The sequence below is a fragment of the Asaia prunellae JCM 25354 genome, from assembly GCF_000613885.1.
In the GTDB taxonomy this organism is placed as follows: Bacteria; Pseudomonadota; Alphaproteobacteria; order Acetobacterales; family Acetobacteraceae; genus Asaia; species Asaia prunellae.
In genome coordinates this window covers 296,679-319,827 of the sequence record NZ_BAJV01000001.1, presented here as the reverse complement: position 1 = coordinate 319,827, position 23,149 = coordinate 296,679, and the positions used below count along the sequence as shown (strand labels likewise).

At 56.6% G+C, this 23,149-nt stretch carries 18 protein-coding genes and 2 pseudogenes; 3 read left to right on the top strand and 17 right to left on the bottom strand.

The window, feature by feature from the left end; genetic code table 11:
* From JCM25354_RS01360 to JCM25354_RS21265, 3 genes are all read right to left on the bottom strand, one after another.
* Positions 1-596, bottom strand: a 596-nt coding sequence (locus tag JCM25354_RS01360; protein WP_025884680.1) for a cytochrome-c peroxidase, incomplete at its 3' end; no start/stop codon positions are given.
* A 10-nt stretch (positions 597-606) separates the two neighbouring features.
* Positions 607-2,256: a phospholipase C gene (locus JCM25354_RS01355; protein WP_025884679.1), complete on the bottom strand. Its 1,650-nt coding sequence runs from the start codon at positions 2,254-2,256 to the stop codon at positions 607-609.
* A 99-nt stretch (positions 2,257-2,355) separates the two neighbouring features.
* Positions 2,356-2,607 carry a hypothetical protein gene (locus tag JCM25354_RS21265; RefSeq protein ID WP_159103427.1) on the bottom strand — a complete coding sequence of 84 codons (252 nt, stop codon included), beginning with the start codon at positions 2,605-2,607 and terminating at the stop codon, positions 2,356-2,358.
* A gap of 307 nt (positions 2,608-2,914) precedes the next feature.
* Here JCM25354_RS21265 and JCM25354_RS01345 point away from each other — a divergent pair, with 307 nt between their 5' ends.
* A complete protein-coding gene (locus tag JCM25354_RS01345) occupies positions 2,915-4,159 on the top strand; it encodes a hypothetical protein (protein ID WP_148301338.1) in 1,245 nt (414 codons plus the stop codon).
* A gap of 16 nt (positions 4,160-4,175) precedes the next feature.
* On the opposite strand, the gene JCM25354_RS01340 is transcribed toward JCM25354_RS01345, so the two are convergent.
* The 6 genes and pseudogenes from JCM25354_RS01340 to JCM25354_RS01310 all read right to left on the bottom strand — a co-directional run bounded on the left by JCM25354_RS01340 (position 4,176) and on the right by JCM25354_RS01310 (position 13,415).
* Complete coding sequence (locus tag JCM25354_RS01340) at positions 4,176-6,419, bottom strand: TonB-dependent receptor family protein (protein WP_084294587.1); 2,244 nt, start codon at positions 6,417-6,419, stop codon at positions 4,176-4,178.
* Positions 6,420-6,600: 181 nt separating this feature from the next.
* Positions 6,601-8,086 (bottom strand): annotated as a pseudogene (locus tag JCM25354_RS15795) (MFS transporter).
* Positions 8,083-9,504, bottom strand: coding sequence for an FAD/NAD(P)-binding protein (locus tag JCM25354_RS01325; protein WP_025884676.1), 1,422 nt, complete (start codon positions 9,502-9,504; stop codon positions 8,083-8,085). The pseudogene JCM25354_RS15795 and the gene JCM25354_RS01325 overlap by 4 nt, the downstream one beginning before the upstream one ends.
* On the bottom strand, positions 9,501-10,697 hold the full coding sequence (gene ssuD, locus JCM25354_RS01320; RefSeq protein ID WP_025884675.1) for an FMNH2-dependent alkanesulfonate monooxygenase: 1,197 nt from the start codon (positions 10,695-10,697) through the stop codon (positions 9,501-9,503). Before ssuD ends, JCM25354_RS01325 begins: the two co-directional genes overlap by 4 nt.
* Positions 10,698-10,816: 119 nt before the next feature.
* Positions 10,817-12,192 (bottom strand): annotated as a pseudogene (locus tag JCM25354_RS15790) (NtaA/DmoA family FMN-dependent monooxygenase); the annotation flags it as partial.
* Positions 12,193-12,221: 29 nt separating this feature from the next.
* Positions 12,222-13,415, bottom strand: a complete 1,194-nt coding sequence (locus JCM25354_RS01310; RefSeq protein ID WP_025884674.1) for an acyl-CoA dehydrogenase family protein — start codon at positions 13,413-13,415, stop codon at positions 12,222-12,224.
* A 267-nt stretch (positions 13,416-13,682) separates the two neighbouring features.
* Here JCM25354_RS01310 and JCM25354_RS01305 point away from each other — a divergent pair, with 267 nt between their 5' ends.
* Entirely contained in the window at positions 13,683-15,086 is a 1,404-nt protein-coding gene (locus JCM25354_RS01305) for an aminotransferase-like domain-containing protein (protein ID WP_025884673.1), read from the top strand.
* A gap of 395 nt (positions 15,087-15,481) precedes the next feature.
* Positions 15,482-15,748 (top strand): hypothetical protein, encoded by a 267-nt coding sequence (locus tag JCM25354_RS01300; RefSeq protein WP_025884672.1) that lies wholly within the window; start codon positions 15,482-15,484, stop codon positions 15,746-15,748.
* Between the two features lie 42 nt (positions 15,749-15,790).
* Here JCM25354_RS01300 and JCM25354_RS15785 read toward each other — a convergent pair whose 3' ends face one another.
* The 8 genes from JCM25354_RS15785 to JCM25354_RS19625 form a co-directional block, all read right to left on the bottom strand.
* Positions 15,791-16,765, bottom strand: coding sequence for a glycosyltransferase (locus JCM25354_RS15785; RefSeq protein WP_199899874.1), 975 nt, complete (start codon positions 16,763-16,765; stop codon positions 15,791-15,793).
* 103 nt (positions 16,766-16,868) lie between these two features.
* Positions 16,869-17,801 (bottom strand): glycosyltransferase family 2 protein, encoded by a 933-nt coding sequence (locus tag JCM25354_RS01290; protein ID WP_025884671.1) that lies wholly within the window; start codon positions 17,799-17,801, stop codon positions 16,869-16,871.
* Positions 17,798-18,613, bottom strand: a complete 816-nt coding sequence (locus JCM25354_RS15780) for a glycosyltransferase (protein ID WP_199899873.1) — start codon at positions 18,611-18,613, stop codon at positions 17,798-17,800. Before JCM25354_RS15780 ends, JCM25354_RS01290 begins: the two co-directional genes overlap by 4 nt.
* Entirely contained in the window at positions 18,613-18,930 is a 318-nt protein-coding gene (locus tag JCM25354_RS21505) for a hypothetical protein (RefSeq protein ID WP_199899872.1), read from the bottom strand. Before JCM25354_RS21505 ends, JCM25354_RS15780 begins: the two co-directional genes overlap by 1 nt.
* Positions 18,927-20,315: a glycosyltransferase gene (locus tag JCM25354_RS01280; RefSeq protein WP_025884670.1), complete on the bottom strand. Its 1,389-nt coding sequence runs from the start codon at positions 20,313-20,315 to the stop codon at positions 18,927-18,929. The genes JCM25354_RS21505 and JCM25354_RS01280 overlap by 4 nt, the downstream gene beginning before the upstream one ends.
* A 195-nt stretch (positions 20,316-20,510) precedes the next feature.
* Complete coding sequence (locus tag JCM25354_RS19635) at positions 20,511-21,515, bottom strand: malto-oligosyltrehalose synthase (protein ID WP_025884669.1); 1,005 nt, start codon at positions 21,513-21,515, stop codon at positions 20,511-20,513.
* The gene (locus JCM25354_RS19630) at positions 21,512-22,189 is read right to left on the bottom strand and encodes a malto-oligosyltrehalose synthase (protein WP_025884668.1); all 678 of its coding nucleotides are present in this window, start codon (positions 22,187-22,189) and stop codon (positions 21,512-21,514) included. The genes JCM25354_RS19635 and JCM25354_RS19630 overlap by 4 nt, the downstream gene beginning before the upstream one ends.
* 101 nt (positions 22,190-22,290) lie before the next feature.
* Positions 22,291-23,145: an alpha-amylase family glycosyl hydrolase gene (locus JCM25354_RS19625; RefSeq protein ID WP_025884667.1), complete on the bottom strand. Its 855-nt coding sequence runs from the start codon at positions 23,143-23,145 to the stop codon at positions 22,291-22,293.
* Positions 23,146-23,149: the final 4 nt, after the last annotated feature.

Sequence of the window (23,149 nt, the reverse complement as noted above, 5' to 3'; positions counted from 1 at the left end):
GCCGCCATTTCGTGCGCATCGAATAGCGGCCCGGCGGCCTGGCTTTGCAGCGTGTCGGCCCGACCGTCCCAGAACAGGCCACCCTGCGGCACCATGGCCTGAGCCGAGGCGCCGGTATTACTGGCCGATTTGACGCCTTTAATGCCGGGCGGCGGTGGGGGAGGCGGCGCCGTCTCGCTGGTTGCATTATCAGGGCCAACGCTGAAAGGCGGCTGGCGCTCGCGATAGGTGAGCGAAGGCACGGCGCGCACGCCGGATTTGTCCATCGCCACACCGCCTTTGGCGAAAGCCAGCGCATTGTCTGGCGCATAATGCGCGCTCGGCACATGGCACGAGGCGCAGGAGAGCTGACCAGACCCGGAGAGCCCCTTGTCAAAAAACAGCGCCTCGCCTAGCTTCGCCATGGCAGAAAGCGGGGCAACAGGGGGGCGTACCAGCGTGACAGGGCAGGGGTTGCTGCCATCGCTGGCAGGGGAGCAGTCTTTAGCCAGTGCGGCGGGAGCACTTGTGGCTAGCGTGGCAAGCAGAAACGCTGTCGGCAGAAAGCTGCCGAAGCCAGCTTTCTGCCCGTCAGTACCTGCGGAGCGTTCTCTCATCTCAAGGCAATCAGAAAACCTTCGGCGCATCATGCAGCACCGATCCGTCTTTCGGCGCGAGATAGAGCGGTGTGGTGTCAGGCTGGCTCTTGAAGTCGAACAACCCGTCCATATCCTGCGCATCCTGATCAAATGATCCGCTACCAATACGGGTACCATCAAGCCAGTTATTCTCGATAAAACGCAGAACCGAGCTTTGTGTCAGCAAGGTATGATCGATCGCATTGCGGCGCGCCCAGGGAGAAAGAACCAGAAGCGGCGTGCGTGTGCCGGGGCCACAGCGCCCGTTCACGGGGGCGCCCTTCACGCCTGCAGGCGCGGTTCCCTTGCCGCACTGGCCGGGCGCATTGAGCTGGTCAGCCTGCATGTCATGCGAGCTGTGCTGCACCGGGGTAAAAGCATGGTCGTACCAGCCATCGGAATCATCATAGGCGATGATAATGGCTGTATCTTTCCATTCCGGTCGCGACTGGATGAAATTGACCAGACGCACCATGCCTTCCTGTTCGTCCAGCGGGTCGGAATAACCGGCATGGGCATCCTGAAAGGCCGGAAGCTTCAGGAACGACACTGCAGGCATATGGCCCGCATTGGTGGCGGTGATGAAATCATCCAGATCATATTGATGATTGGCCGGATCTTTTGTCTTGCCATCCACCCCCATGGTCTGTCCGATGGCCTCCACCCCAGAGGGGCGCAGATGCTTCGGGTTGGACGTGCTCGGGTAGTACTGGAACCAGTTGTGATGCGGAATGTAGTCAACCACTGTCTGAGCCACAACGGTTGAATAGGTGGCGCGTTGGCATCCGGTCGTGCCGTTGTGGTTATGCTGCGAGAGATCAAACCCCGCCATAAAGCCACCCCAGCTTACGCCTTTGGCGTTCAGCAGATCACCGATATTGCGGCCTTCCATCCAGACCTGTTCGCCCGGCACCGAACAGACATCCCCTGTCGGATCGATATCATTGATCATGGTCATGCCGCCCTGTCCGTCCCTGATGAAGGGCGAGGACACATCACGCGTCGAGGGCTTCTGGGAAGAGGCTGTGACATGCAGCCCGTTGGTCTGGCCCGAAACGATCTCGAGCGCACCGGGAGTCGAAGGGCCGTAGGTGTCGGTATAGGCGTTGTCGCTCATGGCAAACCGCTGGGCGTAACGCCACAGCGCAGTCACGGTGTTGCCATCGAAATATCCCATGACCTGTCCGCGTGTGGCAAACGCCCCGACGCCACCCGGTGAGCCATTACCTGTATGGAGCGGGAACAGATCGGCTTTGCCACCATTATAGGCCATCTGTTCAGCCGTATAACTGTGGTTCTGGTCTGCCGTGCTGGCCTGCGTTCTGTCCAGCCGGAAAGGGAGGGCAGCGCCAGCGCCATTGGCGGGATTGGTATTGGGATTTTTCAGCAGCAGATTGGCACGCAGCAAGGTATTCGCGGGCGGTGTCCCCAGTCTGGGCAGGAAGACAGGTTCGCCTTCCGGATTGGCAGCCTGGGGATAGGTTGCAAAATAATGATCAAACGAGACGTTTTCGTCGAAAATCACCACCACATGCTTGATTGGCGTTTTCGTCTGTGTCTCGGCCCTGGCCGTTAGAGGGGTACTCAGACAGGTGAGCACAAGAAGGGCGGAGGCGAGAGAACGGATCGGAAAAGTCATGAGAACGTACGAAAACACCTGTTCAGAAAAAAGAAAGAGCCGATCTTTAGGCTTCCGGGTGTATGGCATCCCGATAGCGACGAACCGGCTGCCTGCGGCCTAGGTCTGATCATCTTCGCGCAAGGCTTCTTCGTCCAGAGATATCAGCGCGCCACGACGCGATTGCAGTGAGATGGAGGCAAGACGATGCTCGCGCCACGCAGCAACGAGCGTCTGGCGCCAGCGATCAGACGGAGCATTGATAATATCGTGCTGAGCCTGAAATTCCATTGACCTGCTCCTTTTCCAGAAGGCGTCCGGGTTACGGCGCTCGATAGAGGATTTGTTGACGATGGTGTGTGACCGTTCCATGAATTCGCCCGGCCAGAGCGTTTCACACGTCTGATTGTTCCGGAAAAAACACCGGTAATGTTGCCTTATCTGTCATGCCTGCTTCATGCAGGAGGCAGCGACTCGCTCTAAAGAAGGGTTTCTCCGAGGAAAGTGCAGCCAGCAGAACAATTTCGCGGGAGGCTTTCGGTCCTCGCTTGTGCCGACGGAGCAATGTCCGCCTACTCTTTGGTTCGATAACATCCTTGGTTACTCTCTGGAGAAAAATAGAATGAGTCTGCCCTGTTATAAGAGGTTTCCCCCGGTGAGTCCGGTTTGCGCTTCTGATATGGAATTCGCGTGGGATCTGCCTGAAGAGGGCGTCGGCATTATCAGAGGGCCGAAAGCAAAGAAATATCTTGAGGAGCGGGGGATAAAAGCCGATCTGGACGCCAGAACCTCGCTTGAGCGGGCGAGGTCAGAATCTCCCTTGCGGTTATATCACGCTGACCTCGAACTGCCGGGAAAGCTGCTGGGTCCTGATGAGGATATGCCGCCGCAGCGTCGTTATCCCTTGAGGGGCACCGATGAGGAGAAACTGGCCTTCGAAGCGGAAAAGCGTTTCAAGATAGCCGCCCTCGCGGTGGAAACAGAAGCTGATCGCGTGCTGGCCAAGGCTTATCTCGAAATGACGGGAAAGACGATTCCGCTTCTTGAATCCAATAGCCTAAAGCTGAGTGAGCAGATTGCGAGGGCGCGCCAGGCTACTCTTGCGCTTCTCTCCCGAGATCTGACCAGGGATGCTTACATTCCAAGGTTCCGATCACAAGAAATTCCGGCTGAAGGCGCGACGGGTTATTTCGGCGCGCCGCTGATGCCTAAGGCGATGGAGTGGCCATTCTGGCGAAGTGCGGGGGAAAGCAGACCTTATCTGTTTCATAGCCAGTATCGCACAGCAGATCTCCCGGCCGCCGTGAAAGCTTATCTACCATCAGACGTTGAAGCCTTCTTGGTGTTCGTCAATCCAATTATCGAAGACTGGCCGAGACTTCCGGATAATCCTCCTTTTGTTGTCCGGTTCATACGCAAAGGGGAGGCGTGTGCGGTGCAATCCATGCCGCGTTGTGAAGAAACACCGCCCCCAGCCAGAGCCGTGACCGATTTCTGCCAGACGCGTGATACCGCAGCGCTCATGGAATACGCCGCTCGGCCAGATGCCAAGCCTGAGCTTGCCGATCTTGCCGACGGACTCTTCTGGCAATATCACGATCTCTTCATGTCGGAGAAAAAAGAGCAGAGCTTCATTCTGGGCGAGGAAGGCATCGAGGTGCCTCGAGAGTCGCCGTTTCTGCATTGGGGAGGCGACAAATTTCTGGGTGAACCCTGCTGGCTGCAGGGCCCGGAATATCAGTTCGACTCTGAAGGTAACCCGATGATTGCGTTCCTGCATATTGCCTATGATGGTGTACCGGATCTCCCTCGGCTTGGAGGCGATCTTATGCGCGATGGGGTTGGTATTATCTGGCTGCCTACGCACTGGGCGCCAGATCACGCCTATGAATCCCAGATCAGAATAACCTGGGATCTGGATTGAGCCTGAATAGACGATGTCAGTTGAACCCCGCCGATACCCCGGCAAACACACCAAACCCGTCGCCTGGCTGGAAGGCGGCGAGCTGTTTGCCCGCAGCAATATAGCCCGGTACGACGATGGAGGCGTAATGGGTGTTGGCGAGGTTATTGAACGACAGGAAAACCTGACGGTGTTTGTGCGGCCAGTCATAGCCAATGGTCGTGTTGAAGATGTGATAGGACGGCGCAAAATACGTGTCGTCATACGAGCCTGAGACCTTCGACGATACCTGTGTGTTAAAATTGGCATAAAGCCCGTTCTTCAGGTCGAGGCGTATCTCGCCCTGATAGAAATGGGCCGGAATGCCGGGCAGTGCGTTGCGGCCAAAGACGGCGTCATGTTTAAAATGGAAATCCTGCCACGTATAGGACTGACGCAGGCCAAGCTTGCCGCCCGACCATTTGATGAGATCGGTTTCGAGCGAGGCCTCGACGCCCTGATGCGTCGTCGGGCTGGCGTTGGAATAAGTTGTCGCGCCGTAAAGCTGCGAGAGCGGCGTCATGACCGTCAGCAGCTCATTGCGTACGTCGGAATAGTAATAGGAAACGCTCCAGCGATTGTTTTTCCAGTCGCCGCGCGTGCCGACTTCATAAGTCGTGGCTGTCTGGTTATCCAGTTTCACGCCCGTGGCATTGAGCCCCTGCGCCGGGCCTGATGTATAGAGCGCACCCGAAAGAAGCTGCCAGTCATTGGGCGGCTGAAAGCTGCGGCTCACATTGCCATAAACCGAGGTATGGGGCGAGATGACATAGCGAAATCCGCCGCGCGGTGTGAAACCGATCCCTGATGTACCAACCGAACTCTGCGTGGGATAGGTGACCTCGGTCGAACGCTGCACAAAATCAAGCGCGCCTGCAGCAGTCAGCCAGAAATTATGGAATAGCTCAAAATTGTTCCGGATATGAAAGTAATTATCTGTGCCGCCATAATTCGAATGACGCAGCACTGTGGCGAGCGGAATTCTGGCATAAAGACCGGTATTGGTACGTGTGCGGTTGGTTTGCCATGCCTCGAGGTCAGTATAGGTGTCGATGCCAAAAAGCGTCTCGCTTTTACGACCCCAGATCTTGTCGTTTCGGCTGTAGCGCACGACGCCTGCGACAGTCTTGTAGCCCCAGCGCTGAGCGGTGGCAGTATTCTGGATATCGATTGGTGCATCCTGATAATCGAAACCGAGTTCGATTTTTGACCGGTCGTCAATGCGTATGGTCGTCATGTCGCCATAGAACTTGCTGCCTGGCTGGATACGATGGCCATGCAGCGTCGCGTAAAGCGCCTGTGCCTGTTTGGGATTGGCCTCGATCTGGTCGCGCGTCAGATAGCCCGGATAGCCATTCTGTGTCTGACGATACCGAAAGAACAGACGGGTCGAGACATTGTCGTTGAAGCGATAACCATAATTGGCATTCACGCCGAAGCTGCTTGCCGCTGTCTGGGCCTGATAGCCACCACGATAGGATTTGGTGATGCTGATATAATAATCGGATTTGCCAATGACCGCGCCGGAACTGATCTGCTGCTTGTTATAGTTGAAGCTGCCTGCCTCGACACGCGCCTGGTAATGGTCAGCTGTATAGCCTGTAGGGGTGACGTAATTGATGGCGCCGCCAAGCTGTACCCCACCATAATCAAAGGCATTCGCCCCGCGCAGTACCTCGGTGTACTGGATGCCGAGTGTCTCAAACAGTTCGTAGGGCGTGCCTGCCGGGGTTGTGACCGGCAGCCCGTCAAACATCATCAGAATACCCGAGCGGAAATAATTCGTGCCGGTCTGGATGCCTGACCCGCGAATGGAGAGGCGCAGACCATCACCGCCCCCCGAGCTCTGGGCAAAAACGCCCGGCTGAAACGCCAGAATATCGGCATTGGTCAGATTGCGGCTGCGCAGCACCTCTTTGGAATTAATTACTGATACTCCGCCCGGTATAGTATCAAGCTGGCGGGATGCCGCAGCAGCAGGAGAGAGACGCTGTTGCGAAACCGTTATGGATTCCGCAGCAGGAAGACGTGTTGCTTTTGTCCCTGTTGCCGGGCGAACGGGGGGCGTAGCCGGAGGAGAAGATGTCGTATGGCGTGTTTTGCTGGAAGTTCCGGTAGCCAGTTCAGCAGCAGAAGCAGCCTTGTATGGAATCAGGCTTATGCCGGTGAGGAGTACCAGCGAGTTGGCACCACGCAGGGCGCGACGGGCAGAAAGAAAATCAGATCGGTGGCGGCGTTTCATTGGGTCGATGTCCGTTCGGGCGATAGGTAGGAAAGAAGGAGGGAGCGGTGGACGAACATCGCGACCGGGCAGCAGAAATCAGGCAGGCATTGCTTTTCATCATGTCAGTTCTTTTTGTCTGTGAAAGGGACGGTTGGGGCAGCACAGTCTGTCAGATGGAGAACAGCACTGCTGCCACGGGTTAAACGCTGCGCCCCGAGGGGCAGAGCGTTTCGTGTTGGAGAGGGCGGCGTGAGGCATCGAGTGCGCGTTCAAGTACCTTGTCGCTATCGGCGTCATAGCCCAGCACTTCCCATCGCAGGACGAGATGCAGAGCTATCCCTGCAAGCGGTGCGATCAGAATGACCCAGAAAATTGTCGTGCCCATTGAAGAATAGGCAGAGGGTAGCGCCCACATGCTCAGTGTTCCCGCAAACCCGGCAATGAAATTGGTGAAGCCGATCCCCGTTCCACGTAATTCGGTCGGATAGCTGAGTGTCGGATAGACCATCTGCTGGCAGCCCGGACCAAAACCCTGTGCGAACAGGAAGGATGCGAACCCCGCCATGACTAGCACAATACCAAGTGTGGAATGCGGCGTGCCGATGAGTGCAAGAAGCAGGATGCCAAAGCATTGCAGCGCATAACCGGCCAGCGTGATCGGGCGCGAACCGAATGAGCGCGTCAGGCGCACACCCAGAAGCCCGCCACTGAGTGCAAACACCAGATTGAGGGCGATAGAGACTCCCAGCACCTGGGTACGGTTCAGATGCAGCATGGTACTGAGCAGGCTCGGCGCGCCAAAGGCGATGGCGGCATAGGATGTGGCGCTGACGATTTTCATGCCGATCACAAGAATTGTGCGGCGCAAGAGAGGCGTGCGCAGAAGTGCCATGATGCCGGGTGACGGTACGGGCTGCGGTTTGACCGTGATCTGTAACACCGGATCAACGCCATGAGTGGCGCGCAGGATACGGGCTGCTTTTTCAAGATCACCATGCGCGCGGCCCAGATAGGCGACTCACTCATATAGCGGCTGCGTACCAGAATGATGATCAGGCAGGCACGGCGCCGAACCCCAGAGAGGCACGCCACAACCAGTCGGGATGGCTGGCAGGTACGATGGCGTTGAGCGCGAAAACGATCAGGAAGCAGGCAGAGGATGCCGCATACCACGTCGGGCACCATGCAGCCGCGCGCCCTGCCTTGCTGCCCTTGCCGGAGAGCTTCGAAAATTCGGAGAGAAATGCCATGGCAACAGGCAGATCCATGCCGACGCCAAATCCCATGGCGAAACGCGCGAGAATCAGAACGCTAGCTGTTGGTGCGGCGGCAGCAACAAGTGCGGCAATAACGAAGCAGGCCATATCGGCCATGAATACGGCGTAGCGTCCGATACGGTCTGTCAGCCATCCGCCGGACAGGCTGCCAATGATCGTACCTGCGCTCATGGCAGCAGCAACCATGCCGGTTTCCGACCCGGACAGGCCGAAATATTTCTGCACATCCCCAATGCCATAGGAGAGAGTTGTCAGATCATAGGCATCGAGAAACACACCGCCAAGTGCGAGCATGACGATGATATTGGCATGACCCCGTCCTGTTGGCCCCTGATTGACAAGGGCAGCAATGTCCTCGGCAGAACGTATGACCGGACGATTGGCGGTGTCGGTCGGCACGGCGCTCATGACCGCACCTCGTCAGAAAAAAGGACGGGGGTTTGCGGTACCAGCGCGGCGAGACTACCCGCAACGGACTGGGCGTTTTCGGTTACTTCGGGCAGCCCCATCAATTCACCGAACTGTCCGCGTGACAGCGGACCTGCAATCATCAGGCCGAAAATGCTGCGCGTACCGACACGGGCGTGATGATCCGGGCCGGTATGTAGCCCCAGGCCGACATGATCGGTTTCAAGCAGACCTGCATCGGCAAGAGCCTTAAGATAGGGTGTACGATTGACGATCCCGGCGTGATCAGGGCCTGTCGTATTGATGACATGATCGACGATTTGGGTTTCTTCCGTGCCACGGCGTGGCCTGAGTGACAGGCTGACCCCTTCGGGTCTAATTGCTGCTGACAGAAGACGGGCAGCTCTGAGGTTGAGGCGTCCCTCCTTCAGCCGGGTCTCAAGGATATGATCGACCTGCGGGGCAATACGAAAGCGATGTACGTCCCAGAACGGGCGCAGATGACGGATCAGTCTGCGGCGTTCGGTATCGCTCAGGGCGCACCAGAGACCGCGTCCCTGTTTGCGTACAGCATCAATGATCTCATGCCACGAGAGATCCTGATGGTCGTGCAGGGCGGAGCGGATGCGCTGCAGCAGCCCGAGCGCCGTCGGGGAGGGGATGAGTCGCAATATGTCGGACAATGCCGAAGCCTGCGCCGCATGGGCGCGCGGTCGAAGTCCCCGTCTGGAAAACGCCAGGATTTCACCTCTGTGACCGCGAGCTGTGAGGCTTGCTACAATATCAGCCATGGTAAGACCGGTGCCGATAATGGCAACGCGATCATTCGGCGCAATGCCCGACAGCGCGTCACCATGCCAGGGATTGCTTATGATGCGGGCGTCATCTGCCAGTGGTGCCAGAGCAGAAGGCAGGGACGGCGCTGGATGCGTGGTGGCAAGCACCAGGTGTCGTGCAGCCAGAGCCACTCCGTCTTCGAGGGTGACGTGCCATAAATCGTCTTCACGTGTAATATCCTCGGCCTTGCCACGCAGATGACGCAGGCGACCCGTCTCCAGATAGGGGGCGAGGCGTGCCGCGAGATAGCGGCCGAAGAGCGCCCGCGACGGGTAGAGGTCGCCGGATGGCAGAAATGCGTCAGGGTCGATGGCCGCAATCGCATCGAGATCCAGCCAGTCGCGAAAATCGCTCGGTTTATCCGTCTGCATGCTCATGCGTGAGGCGGGCACGTTGATGCGATGTTGCGGATCATGCGTGCCATAGGCCTGACCCGCGCCAAGCAGCTCTCGCGGCTCGATAATGGTCACGCCATGGCGGCCCAGATCGGGGCGATGACGCAGCAGGTGCCATGCCACCATGGCCCCGGTTGCGCCGCCACCGATGATGATGACGGGGGTGGTATCATTAACAGTCGTCATGACGAGGAAACCCGGCCCGGTCGATGGCTTCCGGCGATGGTTTCGCCGAACGGCCCCATATTGCTGCTTGCCTGCACGGTACGCACAGGATGAGCGGTGGGCAGGAGGGGAAGGACCAGCTCGCCAAAGCGATAGGCTTCCTCAAGATGCGGGTAGCCGGAGAGGATGAAACTGTCACACCCGGCACGTCTGTATTCATCCATACGCTCGGCAATGGTAGCGGGATCGCCAACGAGTGCTGTACCTGCGCCACCACGCACGAGACCGACCCCGGCCCAGAGATTGGGGCTGATTTCCAGCTTGTCGCGACGGCCGCCATGCAGCGCGCTCATGCGCGCCTGTCCGACTGAGTCGAGGCGCGAGAAAACGGATTGTGCCTCTGCAATGGTCGAATCATCGAGTTTCGAGATAAGGCGATCTGCTTCTTGCCACGCTTCCTCAGTTGTCTCGCGTGCAATGACATGAAAGCGGATACCGAAACTGACTTCGCGCCCGGCTTTGGCCGCTGCCTCACGTACGCGGCTGATCTTTTCACGCACCAGTGCCGGGGGCTCGCCCCAGGTAAGGTATTTCTGGACCCGTCTTGCGGCAATATCAATGCCGACATCCGAAGAGCCACCAAAATACAGGGGGGGGCCATTTTCCTGATGCGGCGGGAAAAGCAGACGGCCATCCTCGATATGGAAGTGCGGACCCTCATGGGCAATGGTCTCGCCACGCAGCAGACGTGAGTAGATATCGAGAAATTCGTCTGTGATGGCGTAGCGTGTGGCATGATCATGGAACAGACCGTCGCCACCATTCTCACGCGGATCGCCACCCGTCACGACATTGATCAGCAGTCGTCCGCCTGAAAGCCGGTCGAGTGTTGATGTCATCCGCGCGGCCAGGGTCGGAGATTGCAGGCCCGGGCGCACAGCGACGAGAAATTTCAGACGTTCGGTCGAGGTAACGAGCGCTGAAGCCACAACCCAGCTATCCTCACAGCTTCGCCCTGTCGGAAGCAGAACACCGTAATAGCCGAGCGAATCTGCTGCGCGCGCAATCTGTTGCAGGTAGGGCAGATCTACCGCTCTTCCGCCTTCGCTCGTGCCGAGGTAACGGCTGTCGCCATGGGTAGGCAGAAACCAAAGCACATTGATCTTCTCGGGGGCGCCAGGGGCGGGTGCAGCGTTGAACGGGATCGTGGTCATGACAGGGCACTTTCTTTCCGGGCGTTTGCAACCGGGGCGTTTGAAATCGGGGAGATTGAAACTGCGGAGTTCGCGTTCGGAGTAGCCGCGCGTGATTCAGAATGGAGACAGGTTTCTGGGGCAGGTGCGCCAGCATGGCTCGTACGATGGAGCGCCGCTGGGTGGCTGTCTGGCAGACGGTCACGCCCGGTCAGGCGATGGCGCAGCGTTTCACCGGGCTGTGCCAGAGCGGGCAGGCGGCCACGGCGACGCAACTCAGGTGCGATCAGCGCCGCATAATCATCGAGCGTTTCAAAACTGTGATACTGGCGCAGATTGATGCCATCGATTCCGTCTTCATCGAGCCAGATTTCGAGTGCATCAGCGATCTGCTCCGGCGTACCAACAGCAAAAAATCGCCCTTCATCGAAGCTGGCGATCTGTTCAAGCGCAGCGCCGACGGTCAATTCGGTACCAAAGCGTCGTCCCATATTACCAAGGCTGCGCCCGCTTTCCGCCAGGGCCTGACCGATGGTGATGGACGGGTCGAACTGGCGCAGGTCGATTTCTGCCTGAGCGTGCACGAGGCTCCTTCAACGCTGTAATAGGCGCGATAGCGAGCCAGTTTGGCCTGTGCCTCTTCTTCGGTATGGCCGGCAATCAGCCCGGCCATCACATAGAATTTTAGCTCGGCTGGATCGCGCCCCTGCGCCGCCGCTTCTGCTCTGGTTCTTGCGATATGGGTACGTACTTCTTCCTGGGTGCGGCCACCGATAAAGATTGCCTCTGCATGACGTGCGGCGGTTTTCAGTCCGCGAGCGGAGCCGGTGGCCTGAAACAGAACAGGTGTACGCTGGGGCGTGGGCTGGACCAGATGCGGCCCCTCGACGCGAAAATGCGTGCCTTCATGATTGATGTGGCGCACTCGCGAGGGGTCGGCGTAGCGGTCTGACTCACGGTCCTGAATAACCGCATCTTCCTGCCAGCTTCCTTCCCAGAGCTTGTAAAGCACATCCAGATATTCGTCGGCGCGGTCATAGCGGCTGTCATGTTCAAGCTCACCATCGAGCCCGAAATTGCGGGCGGCATTTGGCAGATATGAGGTGACGACATTCCATCCCACGCGACCATTGGTCAGCAGATCGAGCGTGCTCATCCGTCGGGCGAAGGAAAAGGGAGGTTCATAGGTGGTCGAAAATGTCGCGGCGAAACCAAGTGTTTCGGTGACCGCCGCCATGGCGGGGATAAGCGACAGCGGATCGAGATTGGGAATTTGCAGCCCGAGACGCAAAGAGGCATCGAGCCCGCCAAAACGGTCGTAAATACCAATCACATCCGCCAGGAAAATCGCGTCCATTCCGGCGGCTTCGGCGCGTCTGGCGGTATCCAGCCAATAGGCCATTTCGCCGAAGCGGTGACGGTTGTTGCGTTCCTCACGCCACATGCCGTGCACGATATGGCTCACACAGGCCATTTCGAAAAGATTGACGTGCAGGGTCTTGCGGGGGCCGGTCAGAGCATGATCCGGCTGGCGCGAGGACAATGTCATGCGGCTTCTCCTGCGCGACGGGTTTCGGCCAGTCGTCGCAAACCGTCTCGATAGGGTGTCCAGAGGCGAGTGCCATTCAGCGCGACATCCCCGAGTTCGCGCTGACGTTGCGCTGCCGGATTGTGCGAAGCGAGGGTACGGGCATTGCGCCAGTGGCGGTCGAGATCGAGGGTCTCGGAAGTGGCTGAGGCGCCTCCAACCTCGAAAAGTGCTGTGGCGGCTTCGAGTGTCTGCTGGGTGATGATCTGCTGAGCCTTGAAAATCTGCTCCTGGGCCTGCTCGATGGCATCGTCATCATGCGCGCCAGCAAGAAAGTGCGGCTCGATGGCTTCAAGCGTCCGTGCGCCCTGATCGGCGAGCACGGCGGTGGAATAAGCGAGAGAGGACAGACGGCCGATCACGCTCTGGACGATCGGGTCGTGTCTTTGGCTGACCTTGCCCGGTACACCGAAAACGCGTTCGCGCGGACGGACGAATTCCAGAGCATCCTGTAGTATCGCCTGGGCAATACCTGCCAGTGTGGTGTTGTGAAACTGCTGGTAGTAAGCCCCCAGGAAAGGCTGGCTGGGTGGTGTATCAGCTGGGACACGTTCGATAATCTGCTCAGGGGTGAGTGCCACCTGCTCAAACAGGGTGGTGCCGCTACCGGTCAGGCGCTGACCAAAACCATCCCAGTCATCCAGCCTTGTGACACCTTCAGCGGTGGCTGGAACAAGCACACGTACCCTGTCGCTACTGAATGTCGCCCAGACAATAATCCAGTCAGCATAAAGGGAGCCGGTAGAGTAATATTTGCGACCGTTAAGGACAAGACCGTTTGCCCCTTGTGTTACTTCGGTTGTCACACTTGTTTCATTGGCGCGCTCGGCCATGGCTGCGCCAAAGATCTTGTTGTCGCGTATCAGGCCCTGCCAGGTTTCGGCCTGAGGCAGGCCGGTGCGCAAGGTTTCGACAAAGGCAAAATGGGCGCGGAAAATCTGTGGCAAGTTTGAATCGGCACGCGCCAGTTCGCGCAATTGCACAAAGCTTTCCGACAGGCTCAGACCGAAACCGCCCTGCTCCCGCCCGAGACGCAACCGGCCGAAACCTGCATTGGCAAGCGAGGCAACCGCCTGATAAGGACGTGTTCTTTCCCGGTCACGTTCGGCAGCATTCTTGCTTATTAAACTATAAATTTTAGTGAAAATCATCAGACTATTCCATTGTTTAATGGGGGTGAAAGACGATTTCACATCGCCGAAACGTTATTACTATTTCATAACAGTTCAGAAGGTGGCTATATGTCAACAGGGAATATGGTTGTTTATAAATAACACTATTATTGATAGTTCAATTGGGTACCGAGAAGAATGTTTCTGCCGGGGAAGCAGGGACGGTATCCGTGGGAGACCGTTTCAGATCGGGCAAAGTCGCGTTAGTAAGAAAGGGGCATTCTGCCTGAGCAGAGGAAAAGCAGTATGGCAGCTGAGGCTTGTCTCGAAGGATGGAAGCACGCGATAAGCAGAGATACAGGCGCACTCTATCTCGCTATCGTCGAGGCCATCGCTCAATCCATACGCAAGGGCGAGCTTCAGGAAGGGGAAAAACTTCCACCCCAGAGAGTGATTGCTACCCATCTCGGAACCAATCTGAGCACGGTGACGCGTGCTATTGCCGAAGCCCAGAAACGTGGCCTGCTTGATGCGACGATCGGACGGGGAACATTTGTCAAGATCAATGCTGGCGGTGGGACATGGCGTAATACAGGGGCCAGCGTCCTCGATCTGACAATGAATTCACCGCCCCTGCCGCAAGACCCGGGCATTCAGGCAATGATTCAGAGTGAAATAGGAGCGATTTTCAGGCAGCAGGATGCGCAATCCCTTATGTCCTATCGGGTAACGGGGGGAACACAGCAGGATCGGCAACTCGGCATGCAATGGCTTCAGCCGGTTCTGGGCAGACGGCGGGCTAGCGAAATGCTGATTGTTCCCGGTGCCCAGGTTGCTCTTGCGGCGATCATGACATCGCTCGTGCGATCGGGCGAAGCCATTGTGACCGATATCCTCACTTATCCTGGCATACGATCGATTGCTGCCCAGTTCGGTTACGTGCTGCTTGGTGTTGATCATGATGAGCAAGGTATGATTCCCGAGGCGCTGGACGAATTATGCGCGCGTCATTGCCCTCGGGTGCTTTATTGTACCCCTACCCTGCAAAATCCGACGACTGCCACCTGGTCGGTGTCGCGTCGTGAGGCCATTCTTGCTATCGCCCGCCGCCATCAGATCCACATCGTTGAAGACGATCCATACAGTCTTCTGCTCAAATCTCCCCCACCGACGCTGGCCATGCTTGATCCGACCCGCGTTATCTATGTGGCGACCTTGTCAAAAGTGTTAAGCCCCGGTCTGCGCACGGCCTATATCGTGTTGCCGGGGGCGGAAATGACCCGACGCATTACTTCGGGAGTAAGGGCACTCTGTCTTGCCAAGGCAGGCATTCTTGATGCGATTGTATCACGCTGGATCGAGACCGGACTGGCACAGCACTGTCTGCACAGCATACGAGACGAGCTGACGCAGCGTCATGCGGTCTTGCGTCAGATCATGGGTATGCGTGTGCCCGACAAGGCACCCAGCCCTCATGTCTGGTTGACCTTGCCGGACTGGTGGAGCAGCGCGGATTTTGTGGCTTTTGCCCGTCGTCAGGGTCTCGCTCTCGTGCCCAGTTCGGTATTTGCAGTAAGTGGTAATCCGCCTGCGGCAGTCCGTATAGCTCTTGGCAGTGCCTCTGATACAGGGACACTACGTGACTCTCTGACAAACCTGCGTTCCGTTCTGGATTATCGCCCGGCAGGGGGTTTTTCGGATATTGTCTGAGTGGAAGACTGCAAAAACTTCATGAGTCCTGATTATTACTAAATTTTCATTCGAAACAACTGCGATTGTTGATCACGAAAAAGAGAGCGTAAAACATATAATATTCAGTGAGTTAGTATATTACTAATATATTGTATGGTTGTTTATCCAGCTTTGTATGCATTTGTCCTTGTCTATGAGGCTGGTCTCACGACAAAGAATTTTTTGTGTGGTTTCTCTCACTCATACAATTTCTTGCTAACAGGGACGCGTCTATCCATAAAAGAGACAGAAGCCGCTTCCGTTATCAGGCCGGTTTATCCGACAGGGTATGTAAGAGGGAGTGGTATCGATGTTTGAGCAGGCGTGATGCTGTATGCCGATCTGGAGTATACGTCTTGCGCAGGAGAGTCAGGATGAACGCTGAAATTGCCAATCTTTCGCTGGATAATCCTTCCTTGATCAACCCGTCACTGGATGCCCAGGAAAAGGCCGCCCAACGACGCCTCCGCTATCGCATGATTGCCATGGTTGTAGGCATCCTGATGTTTCATGTTTGCCTGGCATGGGCCATTGCTGGCACTTCTGTTGATCTTGAGGATCATTTCCATACGAACTGGTGGGCCTTGGGTGCGACATTGTTTTGGGCCATGTATGCCGTTTACAATATGAGCGTCTCCTGAGAGGCAAAAAAGCTCTGACATCTTTCGGAGAGGTATCAGAAGTCATTGTATCCTGTGTGACGCAATGACTTTTTCGTAAAGCGCTTCGTAGCGATCGATCATGCGCGAGAGGCTGAAGCACTGTTCAACCCGCTGTCGTGGGACAAGTCTGTCTATTTCGAGGGCTCTTAGAGCCGCATTGGCAAGCGCAGCCTCGTCGTAAGGCGGGGCAAAGCAGCCAGCATCTTCACCGATGATTTCCCGTGCAGCTCCCTGGTCGAATGCTGCAACGGGCAAGCCGCTGGCCATAGCCTCTATCGCGACCAGTCCGAACGGTTCATCCCAGCATGGCGTGAAAAACAGCAGCCCGGCATGGCGCATTTCCTGCGACAGGGCTGCTCCTTCCACCACACCGCCATAGCTTATGGTTTCGTCAAGCAACGGGGCGATTTCCTGGTCGAAATAGGCTTCGTCTTCCTTGGGGCCAAAAAGACGAAGTCCGATGCCGCAGAGCTTTGCAGCTCTGATGGCGTGGTGTGGTCCTTTGTTTGGCGTCAGACGCCCACACCATAAAGCGTGGTTCCCTTTTTCCTCCGACCAGGGCCACAGGGTCAGATCAATGCCATTATGAACAATTTCGGCTGTATGAGGGGCGCCCTCAGGCCACCAGCACAGGGTCTGACGCTGCGAGGTGACGGTCGCATGATGGGTGGTCGAAAGACTTTCACGAAGGATACCATGGATGGCGTCAAAAGGAGGTATGTGGAGGGATGTCACGCAAGGCAGGCTGCCTTTCGCTGCTTCCTGCATGATGAAACGGTGGAGGCAGTTGTTATGCACCACGTCAAAGCTGCCGCCAAAAATGCGATGACGTGCTGCCCCGAAAGCAGCATCCAGAACCGGATAAAGTCTTGGATCAGGCCGGGCATTTTCCCAGGGGAAGTCACGGTCGTAATGAACGGGCAGAAGCGGATCAATTGTGAAACGGGCGTCGCTGTCTCCCGCGGCGAAAAGCGTCACCTCATGGCCACGCGCCATAAGCCTCTGGCAAGATGAAAACTGTGGGCTTCCATCCCGCCCTTGAAAGGTTCAGCAATTGGATGCCGCGGATGTGCGACGAGCGCGATACGACGGCGTGTGGTCATTCGGCTGCAAGACTAGGGGTGGTCGCCGCCAGTCTCTGTTCGAGGATACGGATGACCGAAGCGGTATTGGCGTAGGGCTGGTGGCTTTGCTGGCCGGTCAGAGCGAAATCCTCATCATCAGGCTGACGCAGGATGCGGATGGGCCTGCCGGGTGTATCATCGATCAGTCCCATCAGGCGGAAAGCATGCAGCCAGTGCCCCATTGTGCGATAGCCCCATTTCTTTTCGAAATGTTCCGCATTGCGTACGACAGTAGCGATATGATGTACCGGAGGCATGTGATGGGCATGGTGCTGATGATAGACACGGGCACCTTTCAGCCAGGCCAGCATGCCTCCAGAAAGGGTAAAACCTTTGGCATAGTCAGTGTCTTCACCGCCATAGCCGATGTAGTTTTCATCAAATCCGCCGGAAGAAAGAAAACGGTCACGACGTATGGCAAAATTCAGTGACCAGAAGCATCGGTAATCCGTACAGGGCTCAACACCGTCTTCCGGCGGGCCACGTCGGTCTGAATGTTTCGCGCAGTTTTGCTCGAAGCGGTGATAGTCCCATCCCGGCTCCGCTGTCCCTGCGGGAAGATACATGACTTCTCCCATAAGCAGTCCGTCATGGGTGACAAGGCCCTGTTGATAGTCATGAAGGCATTCCGGCGCCGGAATGCAGTCAATATCAAGAAAAACCAGAGCATCGCCAGTGGCAAGCCGGGCCGCATGGTTACGCGCAGTGGAAAGACGCAAGGCGGAGGAATCTATCTGTATCTGACGCACCGGAAAGGGCATGTCAGGCAGATTTTCGTACAGGCTGTCCTGCATGACCGCGATGATAAATTCATGAGGTAGCACGCTCTGCCTGGCGAGGCCGAGCATCATATTGGCCAGATGGGAGGAGCGTCCTTTGGCCAAAGTAAGAACAGAGAGGGTATTCATGGCAGAGTAACTTCCCGGACGGGGTTGGGGTGGTCGTTCCAGAAGTGTTCGATCAGTTCCTCGATCCACAGCGCCGTACGTTCCGAGGGGAGATCATCAATGGCCGCGCGCTGGGTTTCGGGATCGTGACGGCTATAGGTTTCGGCGAGCGCGCAATTCCAAGCCAGGGCGGAACTCGGCAGATGAGGACGAGTAATGGCCATACCAGCGGCGGCCAGACAGGCTGCCTTGCGATGTTGTTCGTCGAAATAACGCCATTCAGGGATGGCAAGCCAGGGCTTGCCTGCTGCAAGAATCTGCTGGCATGTCGTGTTGCCCGTGCTGGCGATAACACAATCAGCTGCAGCGATATAATCGGCTACTTGCTCAATCCAGCCATGATGAACCAGATTGCCGGGTTCGGTCGCATGCCAGTCGCGCGTCATGGGGCCGATTGTGATCCAGAGAGCAGCAGGTCGTGACCGGGCGCCGACAGCAATAGGTGCGACTGTAAAACCGGTGCCACCACTACCGGTCATTACCAGAATGATTTCGCGATGGGCGTCCAGGCCAAGACGCTGGCGGGCGATTTCGCGTTCAGGCAAGCTATCAGCTTTGCCCAGACCGCCAGCATAAAAGATACGATCGCGTAGCTCCCCCTGCCATTCCGGCTGTGCAAGACGTTCGGAAAACGGGGCGAGCAGCCCGATGGCGCCGTCATAAGCGGCGTGGTGGCCTTCATCGCTACGATCGCCATGCTGGAGTACCTTGATATGGGGCACGCTGCACAATCGGCTGAGCTGGGCGATCTCGGCGGAAACATCGCAGATCATCAGGGCCGGGTCAGCTCGGCAAACCAGGTTACGATCTGCCCCATGGCTTTTCTTATGCCCGGCCAGCCCAGCGGTGCACAATGCAATGTGCGAGGGGTAGGTATATCAGCGAGTGCCACATTTTCCTCGCCTGTCGCCTCAAACAGGGAGGGAATGATGACAAGGCGGATATGGGGAGGCAAGGCGGGGAAAAGATCCGCACGGGCACAGAATATGACGACCGGACGTGTAACAGGGAGTGCGCTGACAATTGCCAGGCATCTTTCGGCATGGCCTCGTCCCTGGTGATGAACGAAATAGCCGATGGGTCGGGTCATAAAGAGGCTCCCGGGGCTGTCATGCCCTCATGTCCTGATGGGGCCAGAAATGATACGATATTGCGTAGCGTGGTACGGGTAGATCGTGGACTGCGCAGTCTGGCTGCAATGGCTGAACGGTAGAACTGGATGGATGCCCGGGCATAGCTTTCCCAGCCCATGAGGGCGGTGGCGCCTGCTGCGGCCGCAGCCAGGCGTTCCCGCAGCTCCGGTCTGGAAAGAATACGATGGAGGGCTTCACCCAGAGCCTCTCTTGAGCCGGGCGAAACAAGCAGTCCGTGGCCGAAACGCGTAAGTATATCGACAGGGCCGCCCTGATTGGTAGCAACTACCGGCAGTCCTGCGGAAGCCGCCTCGAGCAGGGTCAGACCAAAGGGCTCGTGATGAGCCGGGTTGACGAAAACACCCCCGGTCATGGCAGCTAGACGATAGAGGCCCGCGACGTCATCTGCATCATGGCTGGATGGAAGAGCAAAGTGTTTACCGAGGTCATTGTCAGATCTGATAGCTTCAAGGTCTGCTACCACACGCGCTTCTTCCGAGCCGGGATGAAGAAGTGCGTGCTGACCACTCAGGATGACGAGGTTTGCGCGTTTTCTGAGTTCCTCATCCTGTGCGTAGAGCTGTGCGAGCGAGACGAGATTTTTCTTTTCGACCGGTCGGGCAATTGCAAGAAGCAGGGGGCGTTCTGGCGAGGCCAGCATACCATGCAGAAAGCGCGCGCCTTGTTCCGCACCAGCTTTTGAAAGCGGGGGGACACCAGGAGCTATGACACGTGTTTTTGCGCTGGCTGATGTCACACCATAACGTGGCACTTGAAAATCTGCTTCATTTCGTGTCGAGACAATGAGGCCATCTGCGTGCTGAATGGCATTTGTCTCGCAAGCAATCCTGTCACGAAGAGCTTTGCAGTCTGCACCACCTGCCTGAAGCTTGTCGATACCCAGTGCATGAGGCGTGTAGATAACGGGCAGGTTCGTTAGGGCCGCCAGTGAAAGGCCAATAGAAGCTGCATCGGCAAAGTGCACATGGGCGATATCGAAACGACAGTCGGGTCGGGCCATATGACGACGTAGCGATTCAGCAAGGGCGGGTAGACAGGCACTGAGAGCATCCTTCTCGCAATAAGGAGCTCCGGCTTCCCCGATCCTGAGGATCGTTATCTTGTCGGACAGGTGTTCGATTTCCTGGTCATGAATCAGTCCGAGGCGTTCATTTCGAAATCGTCTTGTTACAATTGTGACGTGACTGGTTTCCGGAAGCAAAGCCTGCGACAGGGCGGCATTTAATACGTAAGCGATATGTCCCCCTGTGTCGGGAGTGATGCCATAACGGACAGGAGGCGCGCGCAGACAGCCGCCCAGCGCTATATGAACTATGTGCACGCATCACCTCATTGACAGGGTCATAGAACGTCACGCGTGGAGGTGCAGTTGCCAGAGGGGTGGAGGTAAAACACAATTGGTGAAAAATAAGCTCAGAACAGGAAAAAGAACATTTTGCCCGGGATTGGTTTTTCTTCGAAAACGGACGGTGCAAAGAAAAAGGGGCGGTTTCACCGCCCCTTATCCATAAAAATTCTAATCACTCTCTGACGAGAATATCGATAGGAATGGTCCCGTTGAGATAAGACAGTGAGAATACAGGGTTATCAGAAAGTGGCGCCTGATGCAGGAGACTGCGCCATCTGCCTGTGTCGGAAGGGTCGTGCTGGCCCAGTCTCCATGGAGGGTACTGAGGTCGTTATTAGGGGAAAGTGCCATTGTCAGGCGGGGAGCAATCACGAGATATGCTCCTGACGAGGACTCGCGTTCGAATGCGACGATATGGGTGGCAAGAGGACCAGTCGCTTCCAGAGATTTGTAATGCCCTTTCTCGAACAGGTCAGGCTGTTTTAGACGGAGGTTGAGTACTGTCTCGATCAGGGCCTGTTTTGCCCGGCCGGTTTTCCACTCGTGGCAGCTCTCCTCGAAACTCTGCCCTTCTGCCAGCATCCGTTCGCGGCGTTCATAATCGACGGGCCGTCGGTTATCAGGATCTACAAGGCTGAAATCCCATCCTTCACGCCCCTGGTAGAGATCAGGAACGCCGGGGCTGGTCATGCGCAGCAGCGTCTGGGAGAGACTGTTCAGCGCTGCAGCATTTTCGATGCGATTGACATAGGTAGCGATCTCTATGTGAAATTCACCAGTGATACAGGTTCTTGCAAAAGCGAGACAGGCTTCTTCATAGGCTTCGTCCGGATGACTCCAGTTGGTCCGCTCTCCAGATTCACGCAAAGCCTTTGTGAGATAGGCTTCGAGGCGTTCAGGATAAGCCTGCATCTCGCTTTTTTCATGCGGCCAGGAAGAAATGAGGGTCTGGAAGATGAAATAGGCATCGGCCGGAACAGGTGAAGGGCCATGCGAAGTTTTTTCCAGAAAGGATTGCGAGTTTCTGAGCCATTTTCTGACAGTGTGAGACCATTCTGACTCTGGTTCGCTCAGAACCATGAGACGGGTGCGTCCATCCTCCCCACGTTTGTGATCATGAGTGGCTGTTGTCAGAAGGGCTTGGGGATGGCTGGAAAGACGTTCCTTGTTCATCCTGTGGAAATAAGAAGCCGGTGCTGAAAAACGATCAGGCTGCAGCCGACATCATTGCGTGAAAGCAGACGCGCATAACGATAGAAAGCGGTATCCTCACCTGCCTTGGCCGTTAGTGGTGCAGTGAGATGTTCAAAACGCTCCAGGATATCCTGACGCTCAGCGGTATCGATGCGCGCATCAGCAAGATACTGACAGAGCTGATCCAGAATTTCGTGCTGGTAGACAGGCAGCATATGCTGTGCCTCAAGCCGGGCTTTGTCGATGGCGCGGAAATCGGCACCAGAGTCACCGCCATCGGCGAAATAACTGCGATAGACCGGAAAGACCGTGAGGAGCGCACGCAGCGCCGAGCCAAGGGCGTGAGGTGTAAGGTCCCGTTCTGTCGGGAATTCTTTTGCGAGAAGAGCTACCAGCGTTTCAAATTCACCATAGAAGGATGTATCGAGTTTTTCATGCCGGGCGACATGTTCGACCTCCTCGAAATCGACAGGGCCAAATTCCGACCAGAGTTCGGTGATGGGGGCCTCACCACCGGGATGGTGCAACAGAAGGTCAACCTGCTCCAGAAAATCATAGCCGGTCGTGCCAGTGACGGGCCATTCGAGCGGAAGAATTTCGTTTCGTTGCAGGATTTTCTCGATAAGGAAAGGTGCCTGGCTCTGAAGTGGCACGGGTCGTTCCCGACGCAGGGCGTCAAGCCTGCCCCTCAGACGAGAGCAATATTCAGCAGGTCTCGCAAGACCATCAACATGGTCTACCCGTAATCCGTCAATCAGCCTTCACGGTACAATTCGAACACCAGCCGATGGGCGTCATCAAAGACCTCACGCCGATCCATACGCAGGGCGATCAGAGACGTCACATCGAAAAAGCGTCGCCAGTTGATGAGGTCGCCTGCAACCCGCCACCAGGCAAGTCGGTAGTGTTGAGCATCAAGAAGTGCTTCTATCCGGGCGCGCCCTGACTTGGTGTGAGGATCCAGCAGGGAATGAAGCTTTTTCGTCAGATTTTTACCGGTCTCTGTCGTTAGAAAAGCCGGAGTTACAGGCAGGCTGCCATGATATTTCGCCTCGCCGAGCAGGGCTTTTTCGCTCTCTGGCGACAGGGGGAAACGCTGATCGCCATAATGGATCTCGGCATGACCTGTTTCTTCATTGAACGCCAGTACCAGTTCACCAGCCTCAATAATGTCGCCCAGGGGAGAACCGAGGAAGGGCAGCAGGACCTTGTGATGCAGGTCAGGATCAGCCGGTTGCCAGGTGATATCGAAATGTTGTGCGTAGGCACTGCGCTGGCCAAGCCGCAGGACATCCATCCACCAGCCATTATCGGGGCCTACACCCATGTGATTTGGTACAATATCGAGGATCAGCCCCATTCCTTCCTGACGCAATCTGGAGACGAGGCGACGTAATCCATCGATGCCGCCACGATCAGGGTCGATAAGGTGACAATCGACCGTATCATACCCATGCATCGAACCTGGTGTGGAGGCCAGAAGTGGGGAAGCATAGAGATGGCTTATTCCAAGTTTTCGGAAATACGGGACAAGAGGAATGGCATGGTCGAAGGTGAATTCACGGTGGAACTGCAGTCGAAGCGTGGCGGCAAAAGGAAGGGGGGTCATAAGC